The 24,333-nt window shown below is 71.8% G+C and carries 24 protein-coding genes; 14 read left to right on the top strand and 10 right to left on the bottom strand.

The window, feature by feature from the left end:
- Positions 1-189 precede the first annotated feature (189 nt).
- Together ACTOQ1_RS05245 and ACTOQ1_RS05240 are read left to right on the top strand one after the other, a co-directional pair.
- Complete coding sequence (locus tag ACTOQ1_RS05245; RefSeq protein ID WP_329093428.1) at positions 190-444, top strand: Smr/MutS family protein; 255 nt, start codon at positions 190-192, stop codon at positions 442-444.
- Between the two features lie 64 nt (positions 445-508).
- A complete protein-coding gene (locus ACTOQ1_RS05240) occupies positions 509-790 on the top strand; it encodes a hypothetical protein (protein WP_440064867.1) in 282 nt (93 codons plus the stop codon).
- A 349-nt stretch (positions 791-1,139) separates the two neighbouring features.
- Here ACTOQ1_RS05240 and ACTOQ1_RS05235 read toward each other — a convergent pair whose 3' ends face one another.
- The 5 genes from ACTOQ1_RS05235 to arfA form a co-directional block, all read right to left on the bottom strand.
- Positions 1,140-1,928 carry a glycoside hydrolase family 16 protein gene (locus ACTOQ1_RS05235; protein ID WP_440064865.1) on the bottom strand — a complete coding sequence of 263 codons (789 nt, stop codon included), beginning with the start codon at positions 1,926-1,928 and terminating at the stop codon, positions 1,140-1,142.
- A 232-nt stretch (positions 1,929-2,160) separates the two neighbouring features.
- Entirely contained in the window at positions 2,161-2,997 is an 837-nt protein-coding gene (locus ACTOQ1_RS05230) for a carbohydrate ABC transporter permease (RefSeq protein ID WP_440064864.1), read from the bottom strand.
- The gene (locus ACTOQ1_RS05225) at positions 2,994-3,857 is read right to left on the bottom strand and encodes a carbohydrate ABC transporter permease (RefSeq protein WP_440064863.1); all 864 of its coding nucleotides are present in this window, start codon (positions 3,855-3,857) and stop codon (positions 2,994-2,996) included. Before ACTOQ1_RS05225 ends, ACTOQ1_RS05230 begins: the two co-directional genes overlap by 4 nt.
- Before the next feature lie 74 nt (positions 3,858-3,931).
- Entirely contained in the window at positions 3,932-5,272 is a 1,341-nt protein-coding gene (locus ACTOQ1_RS05220) for an extracellular solute-binding protein (protein WP_440064862.1), read from the bottom strand.
- 4 nt (positions 5,273-5,276) lie between these two features.
- Complete coding sequence (arfA, locus tag ACTOQ1_RS05215) at positions 5,277-6,791, bottom strand: arabinosylfuranosidase ArfA (RefSeq protein WP_440064860.1); 1,515 nt, start codon at positions 6,789-6,791, stop codon at positions 5,277-5,279.
- Between the two features lie 132 nt (positions 6,792-6,923).
- Here arfA and ACTOQ1_RS05210 point away from each other — a divergent pair, with 132 nt between their 5' ends.
- The 3 genes from ACTOQ1_RS05210 (at position 6,924) to ACTOQ1_RS05200 (ending at position 10,433) form a co-directional block, all read left to right on the top strand.
- On the top strand, positions 6,924-7,979 hold the full coding sequence (locus ACTOQ1_RS05210) for a LacI family DNA-binding transcriptional regulator (protein ID WP_440064859.1): 1,056 nt from the start codon (positions 6,924-6,926) through the stop codon (positions 7,977-7,979).
- A gap of 384 nt (positions 7,980-8,363) precedes the next feature.
- The gene (locus ACTOQ1_RS05205) at positions 8,364-9,491 is read left to right on the top strand and encodes a cellulose binding domain-containing protein (RefSeq protein WP_440064858.1); all 1,128 of its coding nucleotides are present in this window, start codon (positions 8,364-8,366) and stop codon (positions 9,489-9,491) included.
- 249 nt (positions 9,492-9,740) lie between these two features.
- Positions 9,741-10,433, top strand: a complete 693-nt coding sequence (locus ACTOQ1_RS05200) for an RraA family protein (RefSeq protein WP_440064856.1) — start codon at positions 9,741-9,743, stop codon at positions 10,431-10,433.
- A gap of 157 nt (positions 10,434-10,590) precedes the next feature.
- Here ACTOQ1_RS05200 and ACTOQ1_RS05195 read toward each other — a convergent pair whose 3' ends face one another.
- Positions 10,591-11,781 (bottom strand): serine hydrolase domain-containing protein, encoded by a 1,191-nt coding sequence (locus ACTOQ1_RS05195; protein WP_440064854.1) that lies wholly within the window; start codon positions 11,779-11,781, stop codon positions 10,591-10,593.
- A gap of 39 nt (positions 11,782-11,820) precedes the next feature.
- Positions 11,821-12,198, bottom strand: a complete 378-nt coding sequence (locus ACTOQ1_RS05190) for a hypothetical protein (RefSeq protein ID WP_440064852.1) — start codon at positions 12,196-12,198, stop codon at positions 11,821-11,823.
- 284 nt (positions 12,199-12,482) lie between these two features.
- On the opposite strand from ACTOQ1_RS05190, the gene ACTOQ1_RS05185 reads away from it, so the two are divergent.
- Both ACTOQ1_RS05185 and ACTOQ1_RS05180 read left to right on the top strand, forming a co-directional pair.
- Entirely contained in the window at positions 12,483-13,856 is a 1,374-nt protein-coding gene (locus ACTOQ1_RS05185; protein ID WP_440064850.1) for a hypothetical protein, read from the top strand.
- Between the two features lie 305 nt (positions 13,857-14,161).
- Complete coding sequence (locus tag ACTOQ1_RS05180) at positions 14,162-14,524, top strand: hypothetical protein (RefSeq protein WP_440064848.1); 363 nt, start codon at positions 14,162-14,164, stop codon at positions 14,522-14,524.
- Positions 14,525-14,685: 161 nt separating this feature from the next.
- On the opposite strand, the gene ACTOQ1_RS05175 is transcribed toward ACTOQ1_RS05180, so the two are convergent.
- The 3 genes from ACTOQ1_RS05175 to dhaK all read right to left on the bottom strand — a co-directional run bounded on the left by ACTOQ1_RS05175 (position 14,686) and on the right by dhaK (position 16,883).
- Positions 14,686-15,057, bottom strand: coding sequence for a PTS-dependent dihydroxyacetone kinase phosphotransferase subunit DhaM (locus ACTOQ1_RS05175; protein ID WP_440064846.1), 372 nt, complete (start codon positions 15,055-15,057; stop codon positions 14,686-14,688).
- Between the two features lie 108 nt (positions 15,058-15,165).
- On the bottom strand, positions 15,166-15,891 hold the full coding sequence (gene dhaL / locus ACTOQ1_RS05170; protein ID WP_440064844.1) for a dihydroxyacetone kinase subunit DhaL: 726 nt from the start codon (positions 15,889-15,891) through the stop codon (positions 15,166-15,168).
- A complete protein-coding gene (gene dhaK, locus ACTOQ1_RS05165) occupies positions 15,891-16,883 on the bottom strand; it encodes a dihydroxyacetone kinase subunit DhaK (RefSeq protein ID WP_440064842.1) in 993 nt (330 codons plus the stop codon). Before dhaK ends, dhaL begins: the two co-directional genes overlap by 1 nt.
- 230 nt (positions 16,884-17,113) lie before the next feature.
- Between dhaK and ACTOQ1_RS05160 the strand changes: the two genes are divergently transcribed.
- The 7 genes from ACTOQ1_RS05160 to ACTOQ1_RS05130 all read left to right on the top strand — a co-directional run bounded on the left by ACTOQ1_RS05160 (position 17,114) and on the right by ACTOQ1_RS05130 (position 24,333).
- A complete protein-coding gene (locus tag ACTOQ1_RS05160) occupies positions 17,114-17,887 on the top strand; it encodes a cyclase family protein (RefSeq protein WP_440064840.1) in 774 nt (257 codons plus the stop codon).
- On the top strand, positions 17,884-19,722 hold the full coding sequence (locus ACTOQ1_RS05155) for a thiamine pyrophosphate-binding protein (protein WP_440064838.1): 1,839 nt from the start codon (positions 17,884-17,886) through the stop codon (positions 19,720-19,722). The genes ACTOQ1_RS05160 and ACTOQ1_RS05155 overlap by 4 nt, the downstream gene beginning before the upstream one ends.
- A gap of 77 nt (positions 19,723-19,799) precedes the next feature.
- Entirely contained in the window at positions 19,800-20,552 is a 753-nt protein-coding gene (locus ACTOQ1_RS05150) for a lysophospholipid acyltransferase family protein (RefSeq protein ID WP_440064836.1), read from the top strand.
- Positions 20,553-20,590: 38 nt separating this feature from the next.
- The gene (locus ACTOQ1_RS05145) at positions 20,591-21,142 is read left to right on the top strand and encodes a hypothetical protein (protein WP_440064834.1); all 552 of its coding nucleotides are present in this window, start codon (positions 20,591-20,593) and stop codon (positions 21,140-21,142) included.
- 75 nt (positions 21,143-21,217) lie between these two features.
- Positions 21,218-21,643, top strand: a complete 426-nt coding sequence (locus ACTOQ1_RS05140; RefSeq protein ID WP_440064832.1) for a PPOX class F420-dependent oxidoreductase — start codon at positions 21,218-21,220, stop codon at positions 21,641-21,643.
- A 310-nt stretch (positions 21,644-21,953) separates the two neighbouring features.
- Positions 21,954-23,003: a hypothetical protein gene (locus ACTOQ1_RS05135; RefSeq protein ID WP_440064830.1), complete on the top strand. Its 1,050-nt coding sequence runs from the start codon at positions 21,954-21,956 to the stop codon at positions 23,001-23,003.
- A 358-nt stretch (positions 23,004-23,361) separates the two neighbouring features.
- Positions 23,362-24,333: a glutathione S-transferase family protein gene (locus ACTOQ1_RS05130; protein WP_440065444.1), complete on the top strand. Its 972-nt coding sequence runs from the start codon at positions 23,362-23,364 to the stop codon at positions 24,331-24,333.

The following is a 24,333-nucleotide window of genomic DNA, read 5'->3' as shown; positions in this document are numbered from 1 at the left end:
GCAGACTGGGCCGATATTCCGGTCTCCCCGAGGTCGGTGGCGTCGGGCTTTCTCCGTACCGGCGCGATGTGAGATCACGGACCGGCGTGATCACGGCGGGAGCGTGCCCGCAGCGAAGGTGAGGCGGACGAGAGGGCGGGGCGGCCCGCCCCGCGTAAACTGGCCTCACCTGACACGCGGGAGGCTCGGTTGAAGCTCAAGCTTGATCTACACCCCCTCTACAACAAGGGCGGAGAGATCGACAAGGCGCTGCGGGGCATCATCGACGAGGCCATCAGGAAGAAGGCCACCGAGGTTGAGATCATCCCCGGTAAGGGCTCGGGCCAGCTGAAGAAGAAGGTCCTGCGCTTCCTGGAGCAGAAGGAGATCAAGGCCCTCTACCACCGCATCGACAAGGACGCCAAGAACCACGGCCGCCTCTTCGTCTACTTCCGCTACAAGTAGACCGGCGAGCGAGACGGCGACCGCCGCCGGGCCGCGGATCCTCATCTCCCCCTCCGACCTCACGGTGCCCGAAGGCGGCACGGCGAGCGTCCAGGTACGGCTCAGCCAGCAGCCCCCGGGCAACGTCATCGTGGGCACCGCGCGGGTCTACGGTGACACGGACCTGTCCGCCGGACCGCCGCTGACCTTCACCCCGGACAACTGGGACGTCCCTCAGCCTCTCACCGTGACGGCGGCCGAGGACGACGACGCGGTGAACGGCTCGGCGACGTTCGACTCCCGCAGCAGCCAGATCACCGGCAGCAGCGCCTTCCTGTGGAACGCCGTCGAGCAGGACGACGACTAGCGCACCCGCCGCCCGCAGCGCCGCACCGCCCTACCGTCATCGATTGGTTCCTGACGAGTCGTGGGAGCTGTCTCAGCGCGTGGTTCCGTCGGCGCCCCTCCGTCCGCAGGCCGGTTGCCGCCACACATCACCTTGACGATCAGCTGTCCAGCAGGCAGTGCTGCGGGATGCAGTCGTCAAAACCGCATCACTACCGGTGTGCGGATTTTTGCCCCTGCTCCTCCCCGGCCCCCGGCTCCCGTGGACAATCAGGGGCGTCTCCGGCCGGCCCCTGTACGACACGCCCGACTGTCCAGTGGAAGGAGAAGCCGCGGTGGCGACGGTTGAGGTGGTGGCGACGCCGACCGGCTCAGCCGGAGGCGACGGGACGGTAGCCCCTGACGTAGTCGACCGTGAACCGCTTGGGATAGGCGTGTCCGGGCCTCGGCGGCCCGTCCGGCTCGGGGAACTCGTAGATGTTCAGCATCAGCTGCATCGGATAGCCCGGCGACTGGTGAACCGTCCGGACATGGCACCCGTCGACGAAAAAGGCGACGTGCTCGGACGTCCACTCGGCGGCGTAGACGTGAAACTCCCTTGCGTCGATGGGCAGGGTCTCCATCGTGAAGTCGTCGGTGATCTCCGGGTCCCCGAACGGGTGAAGCCCCATCCCTACCTTCACACTGTCCGGTCCGACGTCCCGGCCGAAGATCTCGCATACGCATATCTCGGCGGAGCGCTCCGGCTCGTCCTCGTAGCCGATCATCCACAGCGCGACCATGCATCCCGGGTCGTCGATCGCCTTGGCCCGCATCTCGATCAGCCCGTACCTCGGGGTGTAGAGCCGGACGTTGCGCTGGGCCTCACGCACGACGGCCCTGGAACCGCGCCCGTGCTGTCCGATCGTGCTTCCCACCGGACCGGCGAAGACGCCGGTCTGCAGCGACGACACGCGGAGCGACCCCTCGAGCTCGGGTGACCAGGGCGGCTGATCCTCCTCGATCAGCAGGTGCAGACGCCCGCCGTCCAGCTCGTACCGGGCGGCGGAGGCCGCGCTGTCGCTCCACTGGGGCAGATATCGGGGAACCCAGCGATCCTCGTCGAGGCGGTCAGCCTCGAAGGTGTCCTCGAACTCCAGCTCGTAGCCGGCCCACGCCATGGGTCCCCACCTTCCTGCCGCCGTCTTTCCGGAAAGGACCATACGCTGGATCCGGCCGCGAGCACGCCCCGCACGGTCTCAGCCACCCCCGCGGGGTTGGGCGGTGAGCGCGACGGCGACCGCCGCCGGGTCCGGGTGGCGGCACGCGCCGGCGGCGCGGCGCCGGTCGTGGAGGGCTCACGCTACGAGCGGGCGGCGGACGGTGGCGAGAGCCCACCGGCGGCGGGTCCGCTCAACCCTTCAGGCCCGAACGGGAGATGCCCTCGATGACCCAGCGCTGGGCGACGAGGTAGATCAGGATCACCGGGATGCTGGCGATCACCGCCCCGGCCATCAGCAGGTCGTAGCGGATGCTGTTGGCGCTCTGGAAGTTGCCCAGGCCCGCCGGGAGGGTCAGGGACTCGGGGCTGAGCAGCACGAAGATCGGCCACAGGAAGTCGTTCCAGTTGGTCAGGAACGACAGCAGGAACAGCGTGACCAGCGCCGGGCGGGCCAGCGGGAGCGCGATGGTGGTGAAGATCTGCCACCGGTTGCAGCCGTCGAGCTCGGCGGCCTCCTCCAGCTCCCCGGGCAGGGTGATGAAGAACTGCCGCAGGAAGAACACGCCGAACGCCCCCGCCGCCGCCGGGACGATCACCGCGGGCAGGCTGTCCACCCAGGCGAGCTCGTTGATGATCAGGAAGTTGGGGATCAGCAGCACCACCGGCGGCACGAACAGCGTCGCCACGACCGTCGCGAAGATCGTGCTCCGGCCGCGGAAGCGGAGCCGGGCCAGCGCGTACGCGGCCGGCGCGGCGGTCACCAGGACCAGGGCCGCGTGGCCGGTGGCGGCGGCGAGGCTGTTGAGGAACCACGTCATGATCGGGCTGTCGGCGCTGCCGAGCAGCTGCCGGTAGGCGTCCAGCGAGATCGGGTCGGGGATCCACTGCGGCTCGGTGGAGCCGGCCGCCTCGCGGGTCTTGAACGAGGTGACGAACATGTAGACCAGCGGGCTCAGGTACAGCGCCGCGATCACCGCCAGGACCAGGTGCAGCAGGGCGCGCCGCAGCCGCCGGGTGTCGAGGGTCATCGCGTGCTCCTGTCTCTGAAGGCGCCGAATACCAGGGCGCTGGCCACCATCAGGAACGCGGCGAGGATGAAGCTCATCGCGGACGCGGTGCCCATGTCGAACTGGCGCAGGCCGGTCTCGGCGATGAGGTAGATCGCGGTCTTCGTCTGGTCGGCGGGCGCCCCGCGGGTGATGATGTAGGACTGGCCGAACATGTTGGCCGAGGCCAGGATCGTGGCGTTGACCACGAACACCGTGACCGGCCGCAGCCCCGGCAGGGTCACCGAGCGGAACCGGTGCCAGGCGGAGGCGCCGTCGACCATCGCGGCCTCGTGCAGCTCGCGCGGGATGTCCTGGAGCCCGGCGAGGAAGATGACCGAGTTCAGGCCGAGCGTCCACCAGACCGTCACGCCCACGAGGGCGACCCAGGCGGGCGGCACGTCGGTGGTCCACTGCACGTCCAGGCCGAGGTAGTGGTTGACCAGGCCGATGTTGCCGTCCAGCAGGAACTGCCAGACGAACCCGACGACCGCCACGCCCAGCACGTACGGCGCGAAGTAGACGGCGCGGTAGACGTTGCGTCCCGCGAAGCGGCCGTTCATCAGCAGCGCGACCAGCAGGGGCAGCACGATGAGCAGCGGCACCGACGCGACGGTGAAGATGCCGGTGGCCCGCATGGCCGTCCAGAACCGCGAGCCGTCCACACTGGCCGGGTCGAACAGCTCGGCGTAGTTCTCCAGCCCGACGAACGGCTTGTCGGGGAGGTTGATGTCCCACTCGTGCAGGCTGGTCCAGAACCCGAAGCCGATCGGCAGCAGCATGAAGACGGTGAACAGCGCGAGGTAGGGGGCGAGGAAGGCGTACGGCGTCCAGGGCCGCATCCTTGGCGTGGTCCCGGCGGCGGGGGGCCGGTCCCCGGCGGCGGGGGACCGGCCCTTCCGCTCGGCGAGCAGGCTCACTTCTCGTACTTCCGCTTGTTGGCGGCGAGCAGCTTGTCGGCGGACGCCACGCCCTCCTTCAGCGCGTCGGCAGGGGACGCCTGCTTCAGCACGGCCTTGGCCACCGCGAGCTCCAGCGCCTTGGACTGCACGTCCCCGACGCCGGGCAGCGGCGGCAGGAAGCGGAAGATGTTCACGTCGGAGGCCAGCCTGATCTGCGGCAGGTCGGCGATCGCGGGGTCCTGGCGGGCGGAGTTGCGCGCCGGGATCATCCCGGCCTTGGCCCACTCGGTGGACTGGCGGCTGATGTGGTCGATGAAGAACTTGGCCGCCTGGACCTTGTTCGGGTCCTTGCCCGCCTGGGAGGTCATCACGAAGTTGTGCGAGGAGGCCCAGGCCGCGGCCGTGCCGCCGATGTTCGGGATCGGGGACATGCCCCACTTCAGCGACCTGGCGTTGGTCTTCAGGTCGTTGATCTGCCAGATGCCGTCCCAGGTGAAGCTGACCTTGTCGTTCTTGAAGGCGGCGTACTGGCTGTCCTGGGCGACCTTGGCCGGGCTGAAGCCCTTGTCGATCTGCTCGACCATCCAGCCCAGGGCCTTGGCGCCCGCCTCGGAGCCCCAGAGCGCGTTCGCGCCGTCCTCGCTGTAGAGCTCGCCGCCGAACTGCCAGAGCAGGCTCATGAACATCAGGTGGGCCGGCCACTTGCTGGGCATCCAGAACGGGTTCTCGATGCCGGCCTCCTTCAGCCTGCCCAGGGCGTCCTCGTACCCGGCCCTGTCGGCGGGGGCGTCGTCGAGGTCGATCTTCTCCAGGTGGGAGGTGTTCCAGTAGTCGGCCAGGCTGTGCACGTCCAGCGGGACGCTGTAGCGCTTGCCCTCGTAGATCCCGGCGTTCCACACCGCGGGGATGAAGTCGGACTCGCTGAGCTCCAGCGCGCCGACCACGTCGTCCAGCGGGATCAGCGTCTTGCGGGTGGCGAAGGTGCCGATCCAGTCGTTGTGGATGACCGCCACGTCCGGGCCCTTGCCCGCGGTGATGGCCGTCGGCATGGCCGGGTAGAGGTCCTCCCAGCGCCGGGTGACGTTGCGGACCTCGATGCGGCCGGCGTACTCCTTGTTGAACGCCTCCAGCATGGTCCGCATGTGCGGGCCGTCGCCGCCGGTGAAACCGTTCCAGTAGTCCAGGGTCACCTTGGGTCCTGAGTACTCCCCGCCGGCGAAGGTCGGCGCGGCCGGTGCCGGGGAGGAGGCACCGGATCCGAGCTTGGTACCGCCGCCGCAGGCGGCCAGCGCGGCGGTCAGACCGGCGGCGCCGGTCAGGCCCATGAACGAGCGACGGGACAGAGGACTGGTCATGTTCCTACTCCTGGGGGGAAAGGGCGGCGAAGCGGACGATGTTCCACGAGACGGGTGAGAGGTTCAGGAAGGCGCGACGGCCCTCCAGGCGCGGGCCCTCGCCCGGCCGGGGGACGACACGGTCGGGCGCGTCGGCGGAGTTGACCGCCGACAGGTCGTCGTCGGTGAGCTCCAGGTGCTCCACGGGCCGCAGCCCCTCGGGCAGCGTGAGCTCCAGCGCGCAGGGGGCGTTCCGGTCGCGGTTGACCACGAACAGCACCAGCTCGCCGGTCGCCTCGTCGTGCGTGGCGGTCGCCCAGATCGCGGGGGCCTCCCCGTATTTGGCGGTGGGGATCACCTCGCACTCCGGCTCCACCCGCAGCACCTGGCCGCGGGCGTGCCGCGCGGTCAGCGCGAACGGGTGGAAGATGCTCTGCCGCCACGCCGGGCCGCCCGGCTCGGTCCTGATCGGGGCGATCACGTTGGCCAGCTGCGCCTGGCAGGCGACGCCGACCCGGTCGGTGTTGCGCAGCAGCGTGATGAGCAGGCTGCCGACCACCACCGCGTCGGTCACGTCGTAGGTGTCCTCGATCAGCCGCGGGCGCTCCTCCCAGTCCAGCGACGACTCGCCGGAGAAGCGGCTCTGGTACCAGACGTTCCACTCGTCGAAGGAGAGCCTGATCCGCTTGTCGCTGCGCAGCTTCGCGCCCACGTGGTCGGCGGTGGCCGTGATCGAGCGGATCATGTGCTCCATGTCGGCGCCGCTGGCGAGGAAGGAGTCGGCGTCGCCGTCGGAGGGGTCGTAGTAGGCGTGCAGCGAGATGTAGTCGACCATCTCGTACGTCGCCTCCAGCACCTCGGCCTCCCAGGCGCCGAACGTCGGCATGCCGCTGTTGGAGCTGCCGCAGGCCACCAGCGACAGGCCGTCGTCGAAGCGCTTGAGGGCCCGCGCGGTCTCGGCGGCGAGCCGGCCGTACTCGGCGGCGGTCTTGTGACCCATCTGCCACGGGCCGTCCAGCTCGTTGCCCAGGCACCACAGCCGCACGTCGTGCGGCTTGTCGACACCGTGCGAGCGGCGCAGGTCCGACAGGCGTGTGCCGCCGGGGTAGTTGGTGTACTCGACCAGCTCCAGCGCCTCGGCCACCCCCCTGGTGCCGAGGTTGAGCGCCATCATCGGCTCGACCCCGGCCTTGGCGGCCCAGGCCATGAACTCGTTGAGCCCGAAGCGGTTGCCCTCCAGGCTCCGCCAGGCGAGGTCCAGCCGTGCCGGCCGCTCCTCGGCCGGGCCGACGCCGTCCTCCCAGCGGTAGTTGGAGACGAAGTTGCCTCCGGGGTAGCGGACCAGCGTCACCCCGAGCTCGCGGGTCAGCTCCAGCACGTCGGTGCGCAGGCCGTCGGCGTCGGCCAGCGGGTGGCCGGGCTCGAAGACGCCGGTGTAGACGCAGCGGCCCATGTGCTCGACGAAGGAACCGAAGAGCCGGGGCTCCACCGGGCCGATCCGGAAGGCGGGGTCCAGGGTGAGACGGGCGGTGGTCGCCAAGACACGACCTCTCTGTTAACGCGACATTTCGTGGTAGGGGGTTTCTACAACGTTGTTTCAACGTTGTAAACAGTCGCTGCGGAAGTCGATACCGGGGCGTTACGATCGTCGGAATCGGATCTCGTACGGTTCGTGGAGCGTCGGCCGGGCCGGACGGCGGAGACCGCGACGGGAATGGGGGAGCGGGTGGGAGCGAGCCTGCGCGACATCGCGCGCCTGGCGGGGGTGTCGGTGAAGACCGTCTCCAACGTCGTCAACGGGTACGCCCACGTGTCGCCCGTGACACGGGCCAAGGTCGAGGAGGCGCTCTCCCAGCTGGAGTACCGGCCCAACCTGTCGGCCAGGAGCCTGCGTCAGGGACGCACCGGCGTGATCGCCCTGGCGCTGCCCGAGCTCGACGCCCCCTACTTCGCCGAACTGTCCAGGTTCGTCATCGACGCCGCGGCCGAGCTGAGGTGGCTGGTGGTCATCGAGCAGACCGACGGCCGCCTGGAGCGGGAGCGGCGCATCCTGGACGGGGTCCGCGACCACCGGGTGGACGGGGTGATCCTCAGCCCCATCGCCATCGGCGCCGACGAGCTCGCGGCGCGCACCGACGCCACCGCGCTCGTGCTGCTGGGCGAGCGGATCCACGACGGCCCCGCCGACCACGTGGCCATCGACAACGTACGGGCGGCGCGAGACGTCACCGAGCACCTGATCGGGCTCGGCCGCACCCGCGTCGCCGCGCTGGGCGCCGAGGACAACGCCGCCAGCGGCACCGCCCCGCTCCGCCTCGCCGGCTACCGCGAGGCCATGGCCGCCCACGGGCTGCCCGAGACGGTCGCCACGGTCGAGCGCTACCGCAGGGACCAGGGGGCGGCGGCGATGGCCGCGCTGCTGGAGCGCGCCGAACCGCCCGACGCGGTCTTCTGCTTCAACGACCTGCTGGCGCTGGGCGCCATGCGGACCGTTCTCTCCGCCGGCCTGCGAGTGCCCGAGGACGTCGCGCTGGCCGGCCTCGACGACATCGAGGACGGCCGTTTCAGCACCCCGACCCTGACCACGGTCGCCCCCGACAAGGCCCAGCTGGCCCGGACCGCGGTCGACCTGCTCAAGCAGCGGATCGACGGCCCCGCCGACCGCCCCCCGAAGGAGGTGGGCGCGGGCTACCGGCTCATGGTCAGGGAGAGCACCCTCGGGCGGTGACCGGCGTGCCCCTTCCGGGGACCCGGCCGTCCTCGTGACCGCACCCCAGTTAACAAATCTACATCGTAAAGGCCTCGGCCTGTTTTACAAGATCATTTCTGGATGTCCTCCGCGATGAGAATTGGCAGGCAAAAGGCCGGACATGTCAACCGGGAAGATTTGAAGGCGCGAAACACCGGGGACGACAACGGCTGGTTCCCGCCGCGATACACCGAGAGCCCATATGTGGCCATAATGACGCATCCACCCGCGCTCACCTGCGCTTTCGTCGACCGGTGACATGGCGGCTTTACGGGGTGCCGAAGATGATTCACAATTCCTGCGGGGGGTCACACGCCGACGCGGTTCGATAGGGGCATCATGCAACTCGGCAGGCGATCCTTCGTGGCGGTCCTTCTCACCCTCGGACTCCTCTCCCTGGCGTTACTCGCCGCCGCACTGATAATCGGCCCGGCCGGAGAGCCGGCGCTGGCCGCCGCCCCGGCGAGGGGCGCCCCGTACGCGCTCGCTCCGGCGGGGGCGGCCGACGACACCACCCCGCCGACGCGTCCCGCCGACACGCGGCCCTGCCCGGTGCCGGCCGCCTCCACCCCGACCGGCTACGCCTCCATCTGCTGGGACCCCTCGACGGACGACACGGGGGTCGTCGGCTACGACCTGTACCGCCTGGAGGCCGGCGGTTTCGTCCTCGCCACCACCACGACCGGCACGATCGGCGGCTTCTCGGGCGAGCTGAACCGCTCGTACACGATGTACGTCGTGGCCAGGGACGCGGCGGGGAACGTCAGCCCGCCCTCCACCCTGATCACGGTGTCCGCGACGGTCGGCATGACCCCGACCTCCTCACCGACCCCGCTGCCCGGCGACCGGGTGCCCCCGTCCAAGCCGACCGGCCTGAGCGAACCCTGCCTGTGGGACTACCGGGGCGTCGCGTTCTGCTGGCAGCCGTCGAGCGACAACGTGGCGGTGACGGGGTACGACGTCTACCGCGAGACCGCGACGGGTTACGCCAAGGTCGGCACGACCACCTCCACCTCGTACCAGAGCTCCGGGGAACCCGGCGTGGTCATCGGGCAGCGTTACACCTACGTCGTGGTCGCCAGGGACGCGGCCGGCAACCTCAGCGCGCCGTCCGACCCGCTGTCCGTCCTGGCCAGGGAGGGGCTCCCCTCCCCGAGCCCGCTGCCGCCGTCGTGCACGGTGTCGTACCACGCGACGACGTGGGGTTCGGGGCTGACCGCGAACATCACCGTGCGCAACAACGGCACGATCGCGTTCGAGGACTGGACTCTGACGGTCCACTACCCGACGTCGGGCGTGCGCCTCGTCTCGGGCTGGTCGGCGGACTGGAGCCAGGCCGGTTCACGGATCGTCGGCACGAGCAAGCACTGGAACAGGGTCATCGCCCCCGGCTCGACGGTGCAGGTCGGGTTCGTCGCCTCGTCCAGCGGTCCCCCGCCCGCCCCCGCGAGCTTCAACCTCAACGGAAGGGACTGCGCCGTCGGCGGCTGACGGCACCCTGACAGTGCCCTGGCGGTGCCCTGGCGGTGCCCTGGCGGTGCCCTGGCGGTGCCCTGACGGTGCCCTGACGGTGCCGCCCGGACCACGGTCCCGGCCCGAGCGGCACGGCCGGTCGTCCCGGCCGTCAGCGGATCCCGGTGCCGGTCGTGCCGCTCGGTAAGATCGGGGACACCGTCGACGTCCCCCTCGCCGCGTCCGCGCGCCGCCGGCGCCGAGGAGGCCCGAGCAGGGGAGAACGCCATGCTGGAGGCTTTCGCCGACCTGTCCACGCCGCTGGTGGCCGATGCCTGCGTCCGCGGCGGCCTGCCGCTGCGCGCCGCGCCGCCCGGCATCGACCCGGTCGTCCCCGGACGCCGGATCGCGGGACGCGCGCTGCCGGCGCGGCACTACGGCAGCGTGGACGTGTTCCTGGAGGCGTTCGGCCGGGCCGGGCGCGGCGACGTGCTGGTCGTCGACAACGGCGGGCGCTCGGACGAGGCGTGTGTCGGCGATCTGGCGGTGCTGGAGGCCGAGGCGGCGGGGGTGGCGGGCCTGGTGGTGTGGGGGCTGCACCGCGACACGCCGGAGCTGGTGGAGATCGGCCTTCCGGTGTTCAGCTACGGCCGCTACCCGCCCGGTCCGGTGCGGCTGGACGAACGGGAACCCGAGGCGCTGGCCACCGCGCGATTCGGGCCGCACCTGGTGAGCGCCGCCGACGTCGTCTTCGGCGACGACGACGGCGTGTTGTTCGTCGCGGCCGAGCACGTCGAGGAGGTGCTGGCGACGGCGCGCCGGATCGGGCGGACCGAGCGCGAGCAGGCCCGCAGGATCCGGGAGGGCGAGACGCTGCGCCGGCAGACGGCCTTCGACGACTACCTGGCCCGGCGCGACGCCGATCCGTCGTACACCTTCCGGCGGCATCTCCGGCGCGTCGGCGGAGCCATCGAGGAGTAGGCCGTGTCCCGGCCGGCGCGGACGTGACGGCCGGTCACGTCCGGGGGAGTGTCCCGCTCCCCCGGCGGCCCAGGACAGGATCTTCGAGCACGCCGGGAGGACGACCGGCCCCGTACCTCCCCGTCGCCCGCACGCCGGGGTCGTCGTGGCCGGGGTCCTATCGGGCCCCGGCCACGGCCCCGATCGCGTCGTGGACCGCCTCAAGGAGGTCGGCGGCTCTGCGGTCGGGCACGCCTTCCTGGATGTGGTTCATGACGTATCCGAAGGCGAGGCCGGTCGCGGGATCGGCGAAGCCGAGCGATCCGCCGTAGCCGGGAAACCCGAAGGCGGTCGGGCTGTACCAGAAGGCGTCGGAGGTCGGCAGGCCGAAACCGGTGCCGATCCGGACCGGCACCCGCAGGACGCGGTCGACGCCGCTGGTCTGTTCCGCGGTCGCCGCGGCCAGGGTGGCGGGTGTGAGGACGCGATGCCCGTCGACCTCGCCGATGAGCGCGGCGTAGAAGCGGGCCAGCGCGCGGGCCGTGCAGATGCCGTTGGTGGAGGGCATCTCGGCGACCTGCTCGGCGGGGTCGTCGTGGTTCGGCATCGGCGTGATGACGCTCGTCGCCCGCCTGGTCAGCGAGGTGGGATCGGCGTAGGCCCGCATCACCTCGCGCGCGGGCTCGGGCAGGGCGTCCAGGTCGATCCGGGCGAACGCGTCCAGGTCGACGGGGGCGGCGACGATCCGGCTGACCCGGTGCAGTTCGGCTTCCGGCAGCCCGATCCACAGGTCCAGGCCGAGCGGCGCGGCGATCTCCTCGGCGAGGAAGGTGCCGAGGCTGCGGCCGGTCACCCGGCGGACGACCTCTCCGACCAGCCAGCCGTAGGTGTGCGCGTGGTAGCCGTGCTCGGTGCCCGGCTCCCAGGCGGGACGCTGGGCGGCCAGGGCGGTCACCATCGGCTCCCAGGCGATCGCCTCCGCCGGGGTGATCGGGTGGTCGATCACGGGCAGCCCGGCCTGGTGGGTGAGCAGCCAGCGGACCGGGATGTGCTCCTTCCCGTTCGCCGCGAACTCCGGCCAGTACGTGGCGACGGGCGCGTCGAGGTCCAGCTCGCCCCGCTGGGCCAGCAGGTGCGCGCAGGCGGCGGTGACGCCCTTGGTGGTGGAGAACACGACCTGCAGGGTGTCGCGCTCCCAGCGGCGACCGGTCGCGGGATCGGCGATCCCGCCCCACAGGTCGACGACCTTCCGGCCGTGCAGGTAGACGCCGACCGCGGCGCCCACCTCCTGCCCGCCGGCCAGGTTGGCCGCGAACGCCTCGCGCACCCCTTCGAACCCCGGTGCGGTGGTTCCCTCGATTTCGGGCATGCGTCATCGCCTTCCGTTCGGTGTGTGTCGCCGGAGGTGCTAGCCGCGCCATTTCTCGATGAGCCAGGCGCAGATCTCCGGCTCGGTCATCTCGGGGAACTCTTCGGTGAACGTGACGAGTGCGCGCGTCGCCTCGTCCCGGTCCAGGCCACGCGCCGCCGCCGCTCTCAGGTACTCCTGACGCGCGGCGGAAGGACGGCCTCCGCCCGCGCCGCGGCCCGGCAGGCCGTCGCGCCACCGCGCGATCTCCTCCAGCCGATCGGCCCGCCAGCCGGGGGCTCCGTCGACCTCGACGTCGGGTTCGGGAAAGGGGTGACGCGAATCGCGCGGATGGCGGGAGCGCCACTTGTGCACCGCGTGCCGGCTCACCCCCAGCGCCTCGCCGACGCCGAGAACGCCGAGGAAATGCTCGGTCATGGCGCACCAACTTGTCTGTCCGGCCTCCTCCGTGGGTCCCATTACTACCACGCCCGAGGCGGGGTCCCGTGTCCACGGACCCATCTAACATCGTCTCTGGCAGAGACGATGTTAGGGCGGACATGGAAACATCGTCAACATCAGAGACGATGTTATCTCGGCGTTGGAACTTTATGGGCGCTTTATGCGTCGTTCCAGGAAAGCGAGAGGCATCGCCAGGGGGAAAGGCAGGGGTAGCGATAGGGGTGACACGATCGCTCGCCGGGGGCGGGTGTGAGATGCGTGTGGACGAGGACTGTCTCGTCGTCGACGTGCCGGGGCGCCATCCGATCCGGTTGCCGCTCACCGGTGAGGAACGCGCGGCCCGCCTGGTCATGTACCGCCTTCCCCGCGAGAACGGGGTCGTCTACGGGGTCGCGGTCCTGGACGCCGCGGGAAGGGGCATGCTCGACTCCCCGGGAGCCAGGCCCCGTCATCTGGTGGAGGCGTTCGCCGTGCACGCCGGGTTGCGCTTCGAGTATCGGCCCCATGCCTCGGAGCGGGAGGGCTACGCCGACATCGAGACCCGGGCGCGCGGGTGGCGCAACACGGCGGACGTGGGGCTGCCGGTGCGCGGCGACCACTCTCCCTACGAGGTGGCGCTCCGGCTCCGGCCGTACGACGAGGTGTCCGGTGAGCTCCGGCCGTGCGAGGGTGCGCTGGAGGGCACGCCCTGCCCGGCGACCACGCTCAGCTGGGACGGCCGGACGCTGGTCGCGGCGGATCCGGTGGCGGGGCGTTCGCTGCGGCTCGCGTCCGCCTCCCTGTACCACTACCGGTACGAGCGCCGGGTGCTCGTCTCCGGCAAGGAGGAGACGCGCTCCCTCACCGGGCTGGCCGTGCTCGACGCCGATGGGCTGGTGCTCGCCGACCTTCCCGGCGAGTGGCCGGCCCATGAGGTGGCCGCCTTCGCGGCCGGCCGGAGACTTCCCGTGCACGATGCCCTGGTGGCGCCGTCGAGCGTGGTCCGCACCGCGCTGAGCAGGCGGGCCCCCGGCTGGACGCGCCTCACCGGGCTGGAGGTCCCCCGGATGTCCAGGGCCAAGAAGACCGTCGCGGTCTGCGCCGGGGCGGTGGGGCTGTTCGCGATGGCCTATGTCGTCACGACGGGCGGCTGGTTGGCGTGGCGGGGGCTGTCCGCGCTGGGCGGGATGCTGCTGGACCTGCTGGACGCCAAGTGGCTGGCGGTCTTCTTCGCCCCCCTGCTCGTCGTCCTGAAGCCCGTGCGCGAGGCGTGGCACGCCTCGCGCATCCGGCGCGGCGCCGCGCTCGGGCCACCAGGGGGGCCGTACCTCTCCGTCCCGCGCGGGAGGACGGTACGCGTCCCGCGCGGGAGGACGCTGCGCGTCGGGCTCGGCGCGCGGATGGTCCCCGACGACCTGGAGATCGGGCCTGACCTGGGCTGCGCGGCCGACCTGATGGTCTACCGCCACGAGAAGCTGTCCGGGCTCTTCGTGATGGACGGCGAGGGCAGGCCCGTCCGCCACCTGCCCGGCCCGTGGCCGCCGGAGGACGCGCACCGCTTCGCCGCGCGACGCGGACTCGGCTTCGAGGTACGGACGCTGGGCCGCGAGGAGTATCTCGACCTCACCGCCCGGGCTCGCGACGCCGTACCCTGACCCGCCGCTCCCGGGGCGGCCGCCGGGCGGCGGGGGAGACGACGATGCGAAGGGCCGTCTCGATGCCGGATGCCTCTGAGCGGTGATGATTCCCCGAGACGGATCGACGCCGGGCGGGCTCGTACGGCACCATTATGTGACGCATGACGGCAATGTCCTCTCCGGCGATCGGCGAAGCCTACGGCAGCTCGCGGATCGCGGCGTGGTTCTGCCCGGGTGGAGGCCCGATCCTCTCGTGAACGACCTTCGACAGAACGTGCCGCTTCCACCCGCATACCTCTCACCTCCCCTGAAAGGCCCCCCCTATGAGCGACCTCAACGCACTCCTCGCCCAGCGCGCCGAGCTGGACCGCCAGATCGAGGAACTCCAGTCCGGAGACCTGAAGGAGCGCGAGAACACGCTCAGCGACATCCTCGCGGCCGTCGCCGAGTGGGCCACCGTGCGCGGCCACGAGGCGCTCAGGAGGGAACTCAAGAACTGGGAGTACGTCACCTTCGCCGGCATCGAGGTCGGCGTGGGTCACGACGGCGGTGAGCGCTGGGGGCTGCCGCAGAGCTCGGTCAGCGTGATGGACTCCGTCAGCGGGACCGACGTGGAGTTCGGCACCACGCCCCCTCCGGTCCAGGCCGTCCTCGGCCTGCTGGAGGGCCTGCTGGCCACGCGCTAGCCCCGTCTCGCGCGTCCGCCGGAACCGGGACGGTCTCCACCCGGTCACGCGCCGGCCCGTCTCGCGCGTCCGCCGAACCAGGACGATCCCCGCACCACCGCCCCGGCCTCGCGCGCACGCCCGGATCCCCCGCCCTCCGGGGAGGGCGGGGGATCCGGGCGTCAGAGCTTGCGGAAGGTCCTCGCCTCCTCGGCCGCCGCGAGCACGGCCGGCAGCGCACAGCCGGTGCCCGCCGACACGACGGCCGAGATCGCCCCCTCCACGAACGGCACGTCGGCGATGACCACGCGCTCGTCCGCGAAGAGCCGGGCGGTGAGCACCGAGCTTCCCAGGTCGGGGATGAGGATCACCCCGTCTCCCCGGTCCACCTCCTCGATCGCCGCCGCAACCAGGTCGGGACTGGTCCCGAGGCCGCCGTCCTCGGTGCCGCCCGCGGCGGCCAGCGGGACGTTCGTGCCGCCGATCTGCGCGGCCAGCAGCGCCACCTCGGCCGCCAGCGGGCCGCTGTGCGAGATGAGGACGATGCCTACCACGGGCCCACCACGGTTCCGCCGGCCGGTCCGCGACCGGGTGCGAGCCGGCGGCCGCCCGCCTTCGGCCGGAGCGGGGAACGGGTCATCGCGCCACCACCGCGTGCCGGGTCATCGCGCCACCACCGCGTGCAGGGCGGAGAGGACGAGCGCGGTGGAGGCGGCACCGGGGTCCTCGTGGCCCACGCTGCGCGGCCCGAGATAGCTGGCCCGGCCCTTGCGGGCCTGCATCGGGATCGTCGCCTCGGCTCCGGTACGGGCCGCCGCCGCCGCGGCGCCGACCGCCTCCGCCGGGTCCTTCCCGTCCTGTACGGCCGCCTCCAGTGCCCGCACGGCCGGGGCGAGGGCGTCCACCATGGTCTTGTCGCCCTCGGCCGCCGATCCCAGCTTGCGCACCCCCGCGAGCCCGGCCTCCAGGGCGGCGTGGAGCTGTGCGACGGACACCTCGGGGGTGTCGCCCAGCGTCTTGCCCGCCTCGCGGAACGCCGTGCCGTACAGGGGGCCGGACGCTCCGCCGACCTTGCGGATCAAGGTGTTGCCCACCAGCACCAGCAGCGATCCCGGGGTGCCGGGTTCCTTGCCGGCCAGGGCCGTGGTGACCGCGGTGAGGCCCCGATCGAGGTTGATGCCGTGGTCGGCGTCGCCGATCGCGGCGTCCAGGCCGGTCAGCCGCTCCTTTTCCGCGGCGACGGTCCTGGCGGTCTCCTCGATCCAGGCGGCGAAAAGGGCGGTGTCCATCGCGGTGTTCATCTCAGTGTCGTCCGTGTGGGTGTGTGTCTCGGTGTTCGTGCCGGTGTTCGTGCCGGTGCTCGGGGCGGCGTCCGTGCCGGAGGCCATCAGCGGCCCCAGCGCAGCGCGGGGGTCTCGACGGGGGCGTCCCACAACCGGGTGAGCTCCTCGTTCAACCGGCACACCGTGATCGAGAATCCCTGCATGTCGAGGCTCGTCACGTAGTTGCCGACAAGGTTACGCGCCGCCCGCGCCTCCTTCTCCGCCAGGTGCTCCACGACGGCCGCGTAGGCGATGTACAGCTCGATCAACGGGGTGCCGCCCATGCCGTTCACCATCACGAGGGTGTCGCCGGAGATCGGCAAATCCTCGTGGATCGCGTCCATCGCCAGGTGGACCAGCTCGCGCGCCGGGCGCATGGCCGAGCGCGTCCGGCCGGGCTCGCCGTGGATGCCGATGCCCAGCTCGATCTCGGTGTCGGCGAGATCGAAGGTGGGCATGCCCGCCGCGGGTGTGGTGCAGGGGCTCAGCGCGACCCCGAAGGAGCGGCTGCGGGCGTTGACCTCCCTGGCCACCCGCGCGACCTCGGCCAGCGGCGCGCCGGTCTCGGCCATCGCCCCGGCGATCTTCTCGACGAACAGCGTGGCGCCGGTGCCCCTGCGTCCCGCCGTGTAGAGGGAGTCGCGCACGGCCACGTCGTCGTCGACCAGCACGCTCTCCACCCGCACCCCCTCCTCACCGCTCAGCTCGGCGGCCATCTGGAAGTTCAGCACGTCGCCCGTGTAGTTCTTCACGATGTGCAGGACGCCCGCCCCGCCGTCCACCGCCGCGGTGGCCTCGATCATCTGGTCGGGTACCGGGGAGGTGAAGATCTCACCGGCGCAGGCCGCGTCGAGCATGCCGTACCCCACGAATCCGGCGTGCAGCGGCTCGTGTCCCGAGCCGCCGCCGGACACCAGACCCACCTTGCCGGGGCGCGGCCCCGAGGCCCGGAACACGATCTGGTTGTCCACGTCCACCCGCAGCCCTGGATGGGCCGCCGCGACGCCGCGCAGCGCATCGGGAACGACGGACTCGACATCGTTGATGAGCTTTTTCACAGTTCCCAAACTCGCCCTGTTCGCGAGCGATGGCAAGCATCGACCGCGGAAGCCGTCTTCCCGGCCCCGATTCCCGGCCCCGATTCCCGGCCGGACCGGGGCGGGCGGGACCGGCGCGCGGCCGTCGCCGGGCAGGGAGGACCGGCGGGTACGCGAAGGTGGCGGGCGAAGGCGGCGCTGTAGGAGGATCTGCCGAGGTCCTATCCCGTTGGAGTCCCGTCGGAGGCGTCATGTCGGTGTTGCGGAACCTGGTGGAGAGCATCCGGAACGGCGGGATCGAGGTGATCGACCTGACGGCGCCACTGTCGTCGGAGACGCCGATCCTGCGGCTGCCGGAGCCGTTCGGCAACACCGTCCCGTTCGCGCTCAAGGAGATCAGCCGCTACGACGACCGCGGCCCCGCCTGGTACTGGAACGACATCGTGACGGGTGAGCACACCGGCACCCATTTCGACGCTCCCGTCCACTGGGTCACCGGCAAGGACGGCGAGGACGTCTCGCAGGTGCCGGTCGAGCGGCTGATCGCCCCGGCCGTGGTCCTCGACTTCGCCGCGGAGGCGGCCGAGAACGCCGACTTCCTGCTGGAGATCGCGCACGTCAAGGCATGGGAGGAGGCCAACGGGCCGCTGCCGGAGGGCGGATGGCTGCTCTACCGCACCGGCTGGGACGCCCGCTCCCACGACCAGGAGCGCTTCCTGAACGCGAACGAGACGGGCCCGCACACGCCCGGCGTCTCGGTCGAGTGCGCCCGGTGGCTGGCCGAGGAGACCCCGATCGCCGGGCTGGGCGTGGAGACCGTCGGTACCGACGCGGGCGCCGCGCACGGCTTCGACCCCGCCTTCCCGTGCCACTCGTTCCTGCTGGGCGCGGGGAAGTACGGCCTGACCCAGCTGCGCAACCTCGACCGGCTCCCGGTGACCGGCGCCGTGGTCGTCGCCCCGCCGCTGCCCATCGCCGGAGGCTCGGGCAGCCCGCTGCGGGTGCTGGCCCTGGTCGAGAGGTGAACGTCGCCGAGGTCGTGGGGCGGACCCTCGCCTCGCTCGGCGTGGGCACCGCCTTCGGGGTGGTGGGCAGCGGCAACTTCCACGTGACCAACGCCCTGGTCGCGTACGGCGCGCGCTACGTCGCCGCGCGCCACGAGGGCGGCGCGGCGACCATGGCCGACGCCTACGCCCGCCTCAGCGGCGAGGTCGCCGTGCTCAGCGTCCACCAGGGACCGGGGCTCACCAACGCGATGACCGGCATCGCCGAGGCCGCCAAGAGCCGCACCCCGCTCGTCGTGCTGGCCGGAGAGGTGACCGAGCCCCGTTCGAACTTCTTCGTCGACCAGGTCGCGCTGGCGGAGGCGGTGGGCGCCGTCGCGATGCGGATCGGGTCGGCGGAGACCGCCGCCGCCAGCGCGGCCGAGGCGTTCCGCACCGCCCGCGACGGACGCCGTACGGTCCTGCTCAACCTTCCGCTGGAGGTTCAGGGCCTGGCCGTTCCGGACGCGGGCCGGGAGGCTCCGGCGGCCGTCGCGGAGGGGGAGGGGGCAGGGGCGGCCGTACCGGAATCCGGGCAGGCCGTCCGGTGGCCGGGATCCGGTGAGGCCGTCCCGCCGCGGGAACCCGGGGCCGAGCGGGTCGCCCGGCTGGCGGAGATCCTCGCGGCGGCCCGCCGTCCCGTCTTCGTGGCCGGGCGGGGCGCGCGCGGGGCCCGGCGCGAGATCGAGGAACTCGCCGAGCGGACCGGGGCGCTGCTGGCCACCTCCGCCGTGGCGAAGGGGCTCTTCCGGGGCAGTCCGTGGGATCTGGACGTGAGCGGCGGGTTCGCCTCGCCGCTCACCGTCGAGCTCATCCGCGACGCCGACGTGCTCGTGGGCTGGGGCTGCGCCCTCAACATGTGGACCATGCGCCACGGCACGCTGATCGGCCGCGACACCACCGTCGTCCAGGTCGACCTGGACGAGGCCGCGCTCGGTGCTCACCGGCCCGTCCATCTCGGCGTGGCCGGCGACGCCGCCCTCACCGCGCGGGCCGTCACTCGCCTGCTCGGCGAGGGCCACGGCGAGGACGAGGGCCACGGCGAGGACGACGGCGACGGCGACGGCGACGGCGAGGGGGATGGTGACGGCGACGGGGACGGCGTGTCGCGTGACGAGGCGAAAGCCCCGGGCGGTGCGAGCGCCGGCGTCCCGGGCGCCGGGTACCGCTCGGCGGGGCTGGCCGCGCGGATCGCCGGGGAGAACCGCTGGCGGGACGTTCCCTACACCGACGAGAGCGGCGACGGCAGGATCGACCCCCGGACGCTGACGATCGCGCTGGACGACCTGCTTCCCGCGGAACGCGTGGTCTCCATCGACTCCGGAAATTTCATGGGATATCCGTCGATGTTTCTCGATGTCCCTGATGAGCGGGGTTTCTGCTTCACGCAGGCGTTCCAGTCGATCGGCCTCGGCCTTGCCACCGCGATCGGCGCGGCCCTGGCCCAGCCCGACCGGCTCCCGGTGGCCGCGCTGGGTGACGGCGGCGCGCTGATGGGCGTCGCCGAGCTGGAGACGGTCGTACGGCTCGGCCTGCCGATGGTGATCGTCGTGTACGACGACGACGGCTACGGTGCCGAGGTGCACCACTTCGGCCCGGACGGGTACCCCCTGGAGACCGTGACCTTCCCGCCCGCCGACATCGCCGCCGTCGCCCGCGGCTTCGGCTGCGAGGCGGTCACCGTACGGGCCCGGGAGGATCTCGTCGCGGTGGCCCGGTGGCTGGAGGGGGGCCGCGACCGGCCCCTGCTGGTCCACGCCAGGGTCAGCCGCGCGCGCGGATCGTGGTGGCTGGAGGAGGCGTTCAGGGGGCACTGAGGCCCGGCCCCGCGAGGGCGTCCGGGAGAGGATCGGGGGAGGTCGGGCCGGGGGGAGAGCTGAGGTACGGTTCAGCCATGGCTGAGATCGTGTACCCCCCGGTCATCGGGGCGGCGTTGACCTTGTTCCGTGCGCTGGACCTCAAAATCCGCATCGAGGGCGCCGAGCGCATCCCGCGGACCGGCGGGGCCGTGCTGGTCAGCAATCACATCAGCTATCTCGACTTCATCTTCGCCGGTCTGGCCGCGCGTCCCTCCGGGCGCCTGGTGCGTTTCATGGCGAAGAAGGAGGTGTTCGACCACCGGATCTCCGGGCCGCTGATGCGCGGCATGCACCACATCCCGGTCGACCGCGCGGCCGGGGCCGCCGCGTTCGGCGCGGCGCTGAAGTCGCTCAAGGGCGGCGAGGTCGTCGGCGTGTTCGCCGAGGCCACGATCAGCCGGTCCTTCACGATCAAGGAGATCAAGAACGGCGCGGTCCGGATGGCCGTCAGCGCCAAGGTGCCGATGATCCCGGTCTCCCTGTGGGGCACCCAGCGGCTGTGGACCAAGGGTCACCCCAAGAAGCTGCTGCAGCGGCACGTGCCGATCACGATCCAGGTCGGCGAGCCGATGTACCCCCAGCGCGGCGACGACTACGACGCCGTCACCGCGGACCTGCGCGAGCGCATGGCCGAGATGCTCGACAAGGCGCAGCGGAGCTACCCGGAGATCCCGCCGGGCGTCTGGTGGCAGCCCCGCCACCTCGGCGGCACCGCGCCCACCCCCGAGGAGGCCGCCAAGCTGGACGCCGCCGAGGCGGAGGCCAGGGCGACCCGCGACAAGCCATGAACAGGTAGTTCACAAGTGGCGTGCCCCATCCTCTTCCCATGAGCAGCGCATTCGACGACATCGCGAACGCCTTCCAGCCGGTGCCGGCCCCCGGCCCGGGACGCACGCCGGGGAAGGTCGGCATGGCCATCCTGCTGGTCCTCTGGACGGGGCTGGGCGTGCTGCCCTTCGTGGTCGCGGTGCCCGGCCTCAAGCTCGCGACGGGCTCCATCGGCGTCCCCGGCACTCTCACGGTCGTCTCGTGCGAGGACCTGGGCCAGGGCCGCTACGACTGCAAGGGCGCTTTCGCGCCCGACGGCGGCGGCGACGCGATCCCGGTCGCCGCCTCACCCGACTCCACCGCCGGTGACGTCAGGCGGGCCCGGCTCACCCCCGAGGGCGACCGCGCCGTACCGACCGGCATCTCCGGTGTGCTGGCCGCGCTGACCATGCCCTTCCTCGGCGTCGGCGTGCTCGGCTTCCTGCCGTACGTCCTCCTCCACGTCTCCGGGGCACGGCGGGGCCGCCGGGCCGCCGTGGTCCTCGGATGCCTCCTCACGCTCGTCTCGCTCGCCGGTGTGGTCGTCGGGATGGTCGCCGCCTACTCCTGAGCACGCCGAGGCGCGCACGCGCCCGGCGGCGTGTCCCGGTGCTCGTCCGGGAGACGGGCTGACGACAATCGTCGGATGGAGAAGATGACGGACGCCGAATGGCGTGAGTTCGTGATGACGGGGACGCGCACCGGCAAGCTCGGGGTGGTCAGGGCCGACGGCAGGCCGCACGTGACGCCGATCTGGTTCGTGCTCGACGGGGACGACGTGGTGTTCACCACCCACGAGAGCAGCGTCAAGGGCAGGAGCCTGCGGCGCGACCCCAGGGTGGTTCTGTGCGTGGACGACGAGACCCCGCCGTTCTCCTACGTCATGATCGAAGGCCTCGTCACCCTCTCCGCGGACACGGACGAGCTGCTGAGGTGGGCCACCGAGATCGGCGGCCGGTACATGGGCCGCGAGCGCGCCCGCGAGTTCGGCCGGCGCAACGGCGTACCGGGGGAGTGGCTGGTCAGGCTCCGCGTCGGCAGGGTCGTCGCCGGCCGAGACGTGGCGGACTGAGGATCCCGCCGGACATCCCGTACGGGATTCGGGTGACCCCCGGGCGTGAGACCTCCGACGGCACGCGGGGCGCTGCAGGGACGAATCTGGTCGAAATTGGAATTTTTAAACACGGTGGTGAGCTGCTGAAAAGCCCGATTTAGGGTGTCGTGCACTTATTTTTCTTGCATGGGTTCGCGTGAAGCGGGCACTGTTCCCCGCGCCCTGGACGGAGGATCACGACCGGGCGGTGGTCCTCGGTCCCGGCGGCGGGCGTAGGCACCCCTTCGACGCCCCCGCTGGTTTCGGATCAGACCAGATGGAGGACAAGGTGACGCGAACAAACCCCGGCGGTTCCAACGAGGTGTCGTCGAGCGGATCGGGCAGAACACCCTGGCGCATTCCACGCCCGATGGTCTTCGCCACCGCCGTCGTGCTGGCGGCCTCGGGCGGCGTCGGGGTGTCCTCGGCGTCAGCGGCATCGCCGCCGCCCGTTCCCACGCCGCCGGAGACGCCGACTCCCAGCGTGACGGTGACGGTGAGCGAGACACCCACCCCGGATCCCACGCCGACCCCGACCCTGACGCCGACCCCGGCCCCCACCGCCACGACGCCGCCCAAGATACCGCCGGTGGCGTTCCCCGGCGCGCTGCACGGAGAGTTCGTGCTGCCGGCGAAGGACGGCTGCGGCTTCACGGTGTTCGCCCAGACCGGTGAGGCGATCGCCGTGGCGGAGGACTCGATCACGGTGCGAAGCCAGGACGGCTTCGAGAAGGTGTACGCGATCACCGATTCCACCAAGTCCCTCTCGGGACGGCGGGGCAACGTGGTCAGGCAGGGAGACTGGGTCTCGGTGACCGCCACGACGACGGGCGCCACGACCCCGGGTGAGACGATCCCGACGACGCCGCCTGCCCCGACGCCGACCGCCACAACTCCGACCGTCACAACTCCGACCGTCACAACTCCGGGCGAGACGCCGCCGCCTGCCCCGGCGCCCGGTGAGACGACCCCGCCTGCCCCGGCGCCCGGTGAGACGACCCCGACTGCCCCGGCGCCCGGTGAGACGACGCCGGGTGAGACGACCACGGGCGAGACGGCGACGGCCGCCTACGTCTTCGACCTGACGCGGCCCAGCAGGAAGTTCTGGCGCGGCGGCGACTGGTGGTCCCTCAGCAAGTGGCGGATCGGCAAGTGGCGCGAGCCGAGCATCTGCCCCACGCCGCCCGTCGTGACCCCCACGCCGCCGCCTCCCGCGGAGACCCCGCTCCCGCCTACGGAGACCCCGCTGCCTCCCACGGAGACGCCGGTCGTCCCCACTCCCGAGCCGACCCCCACCGTGACGGAAACCCCGACCCCGACCCCCACCCCGACTCCCTGAGCGTCCGGGGACCGGACGCGGCCGTCGCGCGCCCCTGACCCGTGGGGCCGCGCCGAGGATCCCGAGGCCGTCCGGCGCGAGGTGAGGGGCCCCGGGGGCCGATGACGCGCGGCTCGCGAGGGCGACGCCCGGGTCTCCGATCGGAGACCCGGGCGTCGCCGTTCCACGTCGCGACCGCCGCGGTGCCCCGAACCGGGGCGCGGTCGCGGCACCCTCCCGGCGACCACGAATCCGGTCTCCGCGGACTCCTCGAAGTCGTCATGCCCCGGTGCGTGCGGGGAAGGTCGCAACGGAGAGACCGTTCACGATCCCTGGAGGCGAATTGACCGCGAAGCCCGGAGCAGAGTCCGAATCCGTGATGTCTCCCAGCCGCTTCGACGCCCGGATCACCGCGGATCCGGACTCGGCCTGGCCGGCGGAACCGCGTCGTTACCGGCTGGTCGCGAGCCGCGCGTGCCCGTTCGCGAGCAGGGCCGTGGTGAGCCGCAGGCTGCTCGGACTGGAGGACGCGATCTCGCTGGCCGTCGTCGACCCCATCCAGGACGACCGCGGCTGGAGCTTCGCCCTCGGCCCTGACGGCAGGGACCCCGTCCTCGGCTACCGCCACCTCAGCGAGGCGTACCTGGCCGCCGACCCGGAATACGACGGCGGGTTCAGCGTTCCCGCGATGGTCGACACGGCCACCGGGCGCCTGGTCACCAACGACTTCGACGCGATGACCCTGGACCTGGCGACCCAGTGGACGGCCCTCGCCCGCCCCGGCGCCCCGGACCTGTACCCCGAGCCGCTGCGCGCGGAGATCGACGAGCTGAACGAGCGGATCTTCCAGGACGTCAACATCGGGGTGTACGAGGCGGGCATGGCCACCACCCAGGAGGCGTACTCGCGGGCCTACGACGCGCTGTTCGCCCGTCTGGACGCGCTGGAGGAGCGGCTGCGGACCCGCCGCTACCTGGTCGGCGACACGATCACCGAGGCCGACATCCGGCTGTTCACCTCGCTGGTGCGCTTCGACGTGGTCTACCACGGGCACTTCCGGTGCAACCGCTCCAAGCTGACGGAGATGCCGGCGCTGTGGGCGTACGCGCGTGACCTGTTCCAGACCCCCGGCTTCGGCGACACGGTCGACTTCGACCACATCAAGCGTCACTACCACCTCGTTCTGGACGAGAGCAATCCCCATCACATCGTGCCCGGAGGCCCGGACCTGTCCGGGTGGCTCGCCCCGCACGGCCGCGAGGGTCTCGGCGGCAGGCCGTTCGGGGACGGCACCCCGCCGGGCCCGCCGCCCGCCGCGGAGGTCGTGCCGCCACGGGGACGGGCGGCCTGA

This window comes from Streptosporangium sp. OZ121 (assembly GCF_051918885.1).
Taxonomy (GTDB): domain Bacteria; phylum Actinomycetota; class Actinomycetes; order Streptosporangiales; family Streptosporangiaceae; genus Streptosporangium.
This window is presented reverse-complemented; position numbering and strand designations above follow the sequence as displayed.

Coding starts and splice junctions, on each gene's coding strand:
- ACTOQ1_RS05235 (WP_440064865.1), bottom strand. CDS start 1,928: ATGGCGTGGGCCGGCTACGAGCTGGAGTTCGAGGACACCTTCGAGGCT.
- ACTOQ1_RS05230 (WP_440064864.1), bottom strand. CDS start 2,997: ATGACCCTCGACACCCGGCGGCTGCGGCGCGCCCTGCTGCACCTGGTC.
- ACTOQ1_RS05225 (WP_440064863.1), bottom strand. CDS start 3,857: ATGCGGCCCTGGACGCCGTACGCCTTCCTCGCCCCCTACCTCGCGCTG.
- ACTOQ1_RS05220 (WP_440064862.1), bottom strand. CDS start 5,272: ATGACCAGTCCTCTGTCCCGTCGCTCGTTCATGGGCCTGACCGGCGCC.
- ACTOQ1_RS05200 (WP_440064856.1), top strand. CDS start 9,741: ATGCTGGAGGCTTTCGCCGACCTGTCCACGCCGCTGGTGGCCGATGCC.
- ACTOQ1_RS05195 (WP_440064854.1), bottom strand. CDS start 11,781: ATGCCCGAAATCGAGGGAACCACCGCACCGGGGTTCGAAGGGGTGCGC.
- ACTOQ1_RS05190 (WP_440064852.1), bottom strand. CDS start 12,198: ATGACCGAGCATTTCCTCGGCGTTCTCGGCGTCGGCGAGGCGCTGGGG.
- ACTOQ1_RS05180 (WP_440064848.1), top strand. CDS start 14,162: ATGAGCGACCTCAACGCACTCCTCGCCCAGCGCGCCGAGCTGGACCGC.
- dhaL (WP_440064844.1), bottom strand. CDS start 15,891: ATGGCCTCCGGCACGGACGCCGCCCCGAGCACCGGCACGAACACCGGC.
- ACTOQ1_RS05160 (WP_440064840.1), top strand. CDS start 17,114: ATGTCGGTGTTGCGGAACCTGGTGGAGAGCATCCGGAACGGCGGGATC.
- ACTOQ1_RS05150 (WP_440064836.1), top strand. CDS start 19,800: ATGGCTGAGATCGTGTACCCCCCGGTCATCGGGGCGGCGTTGACCTTG.
- ACTOQ1_RS05145 (WP_440064834.1), top strand. CDS start 20,591: ATGAGCAGCGCATTCGACGACATCGCGAACGCCTTCCAGCCGGTGCCG.
- ACTOQ1_RS05140 (WP_440064832.1), top strand. CDS start 21,218: ATGGAGAAGATGACGGACGCCGAATGGCGTGAGTTCGTGATGACGGGG.
- ACTOQ1_RS05130 (WP_440065444.1), top strand. CDS start 23,362: ATGTCTCCCAGCCGCTTCGACGCCCGGATCACCGCGGATCCGGACTCG.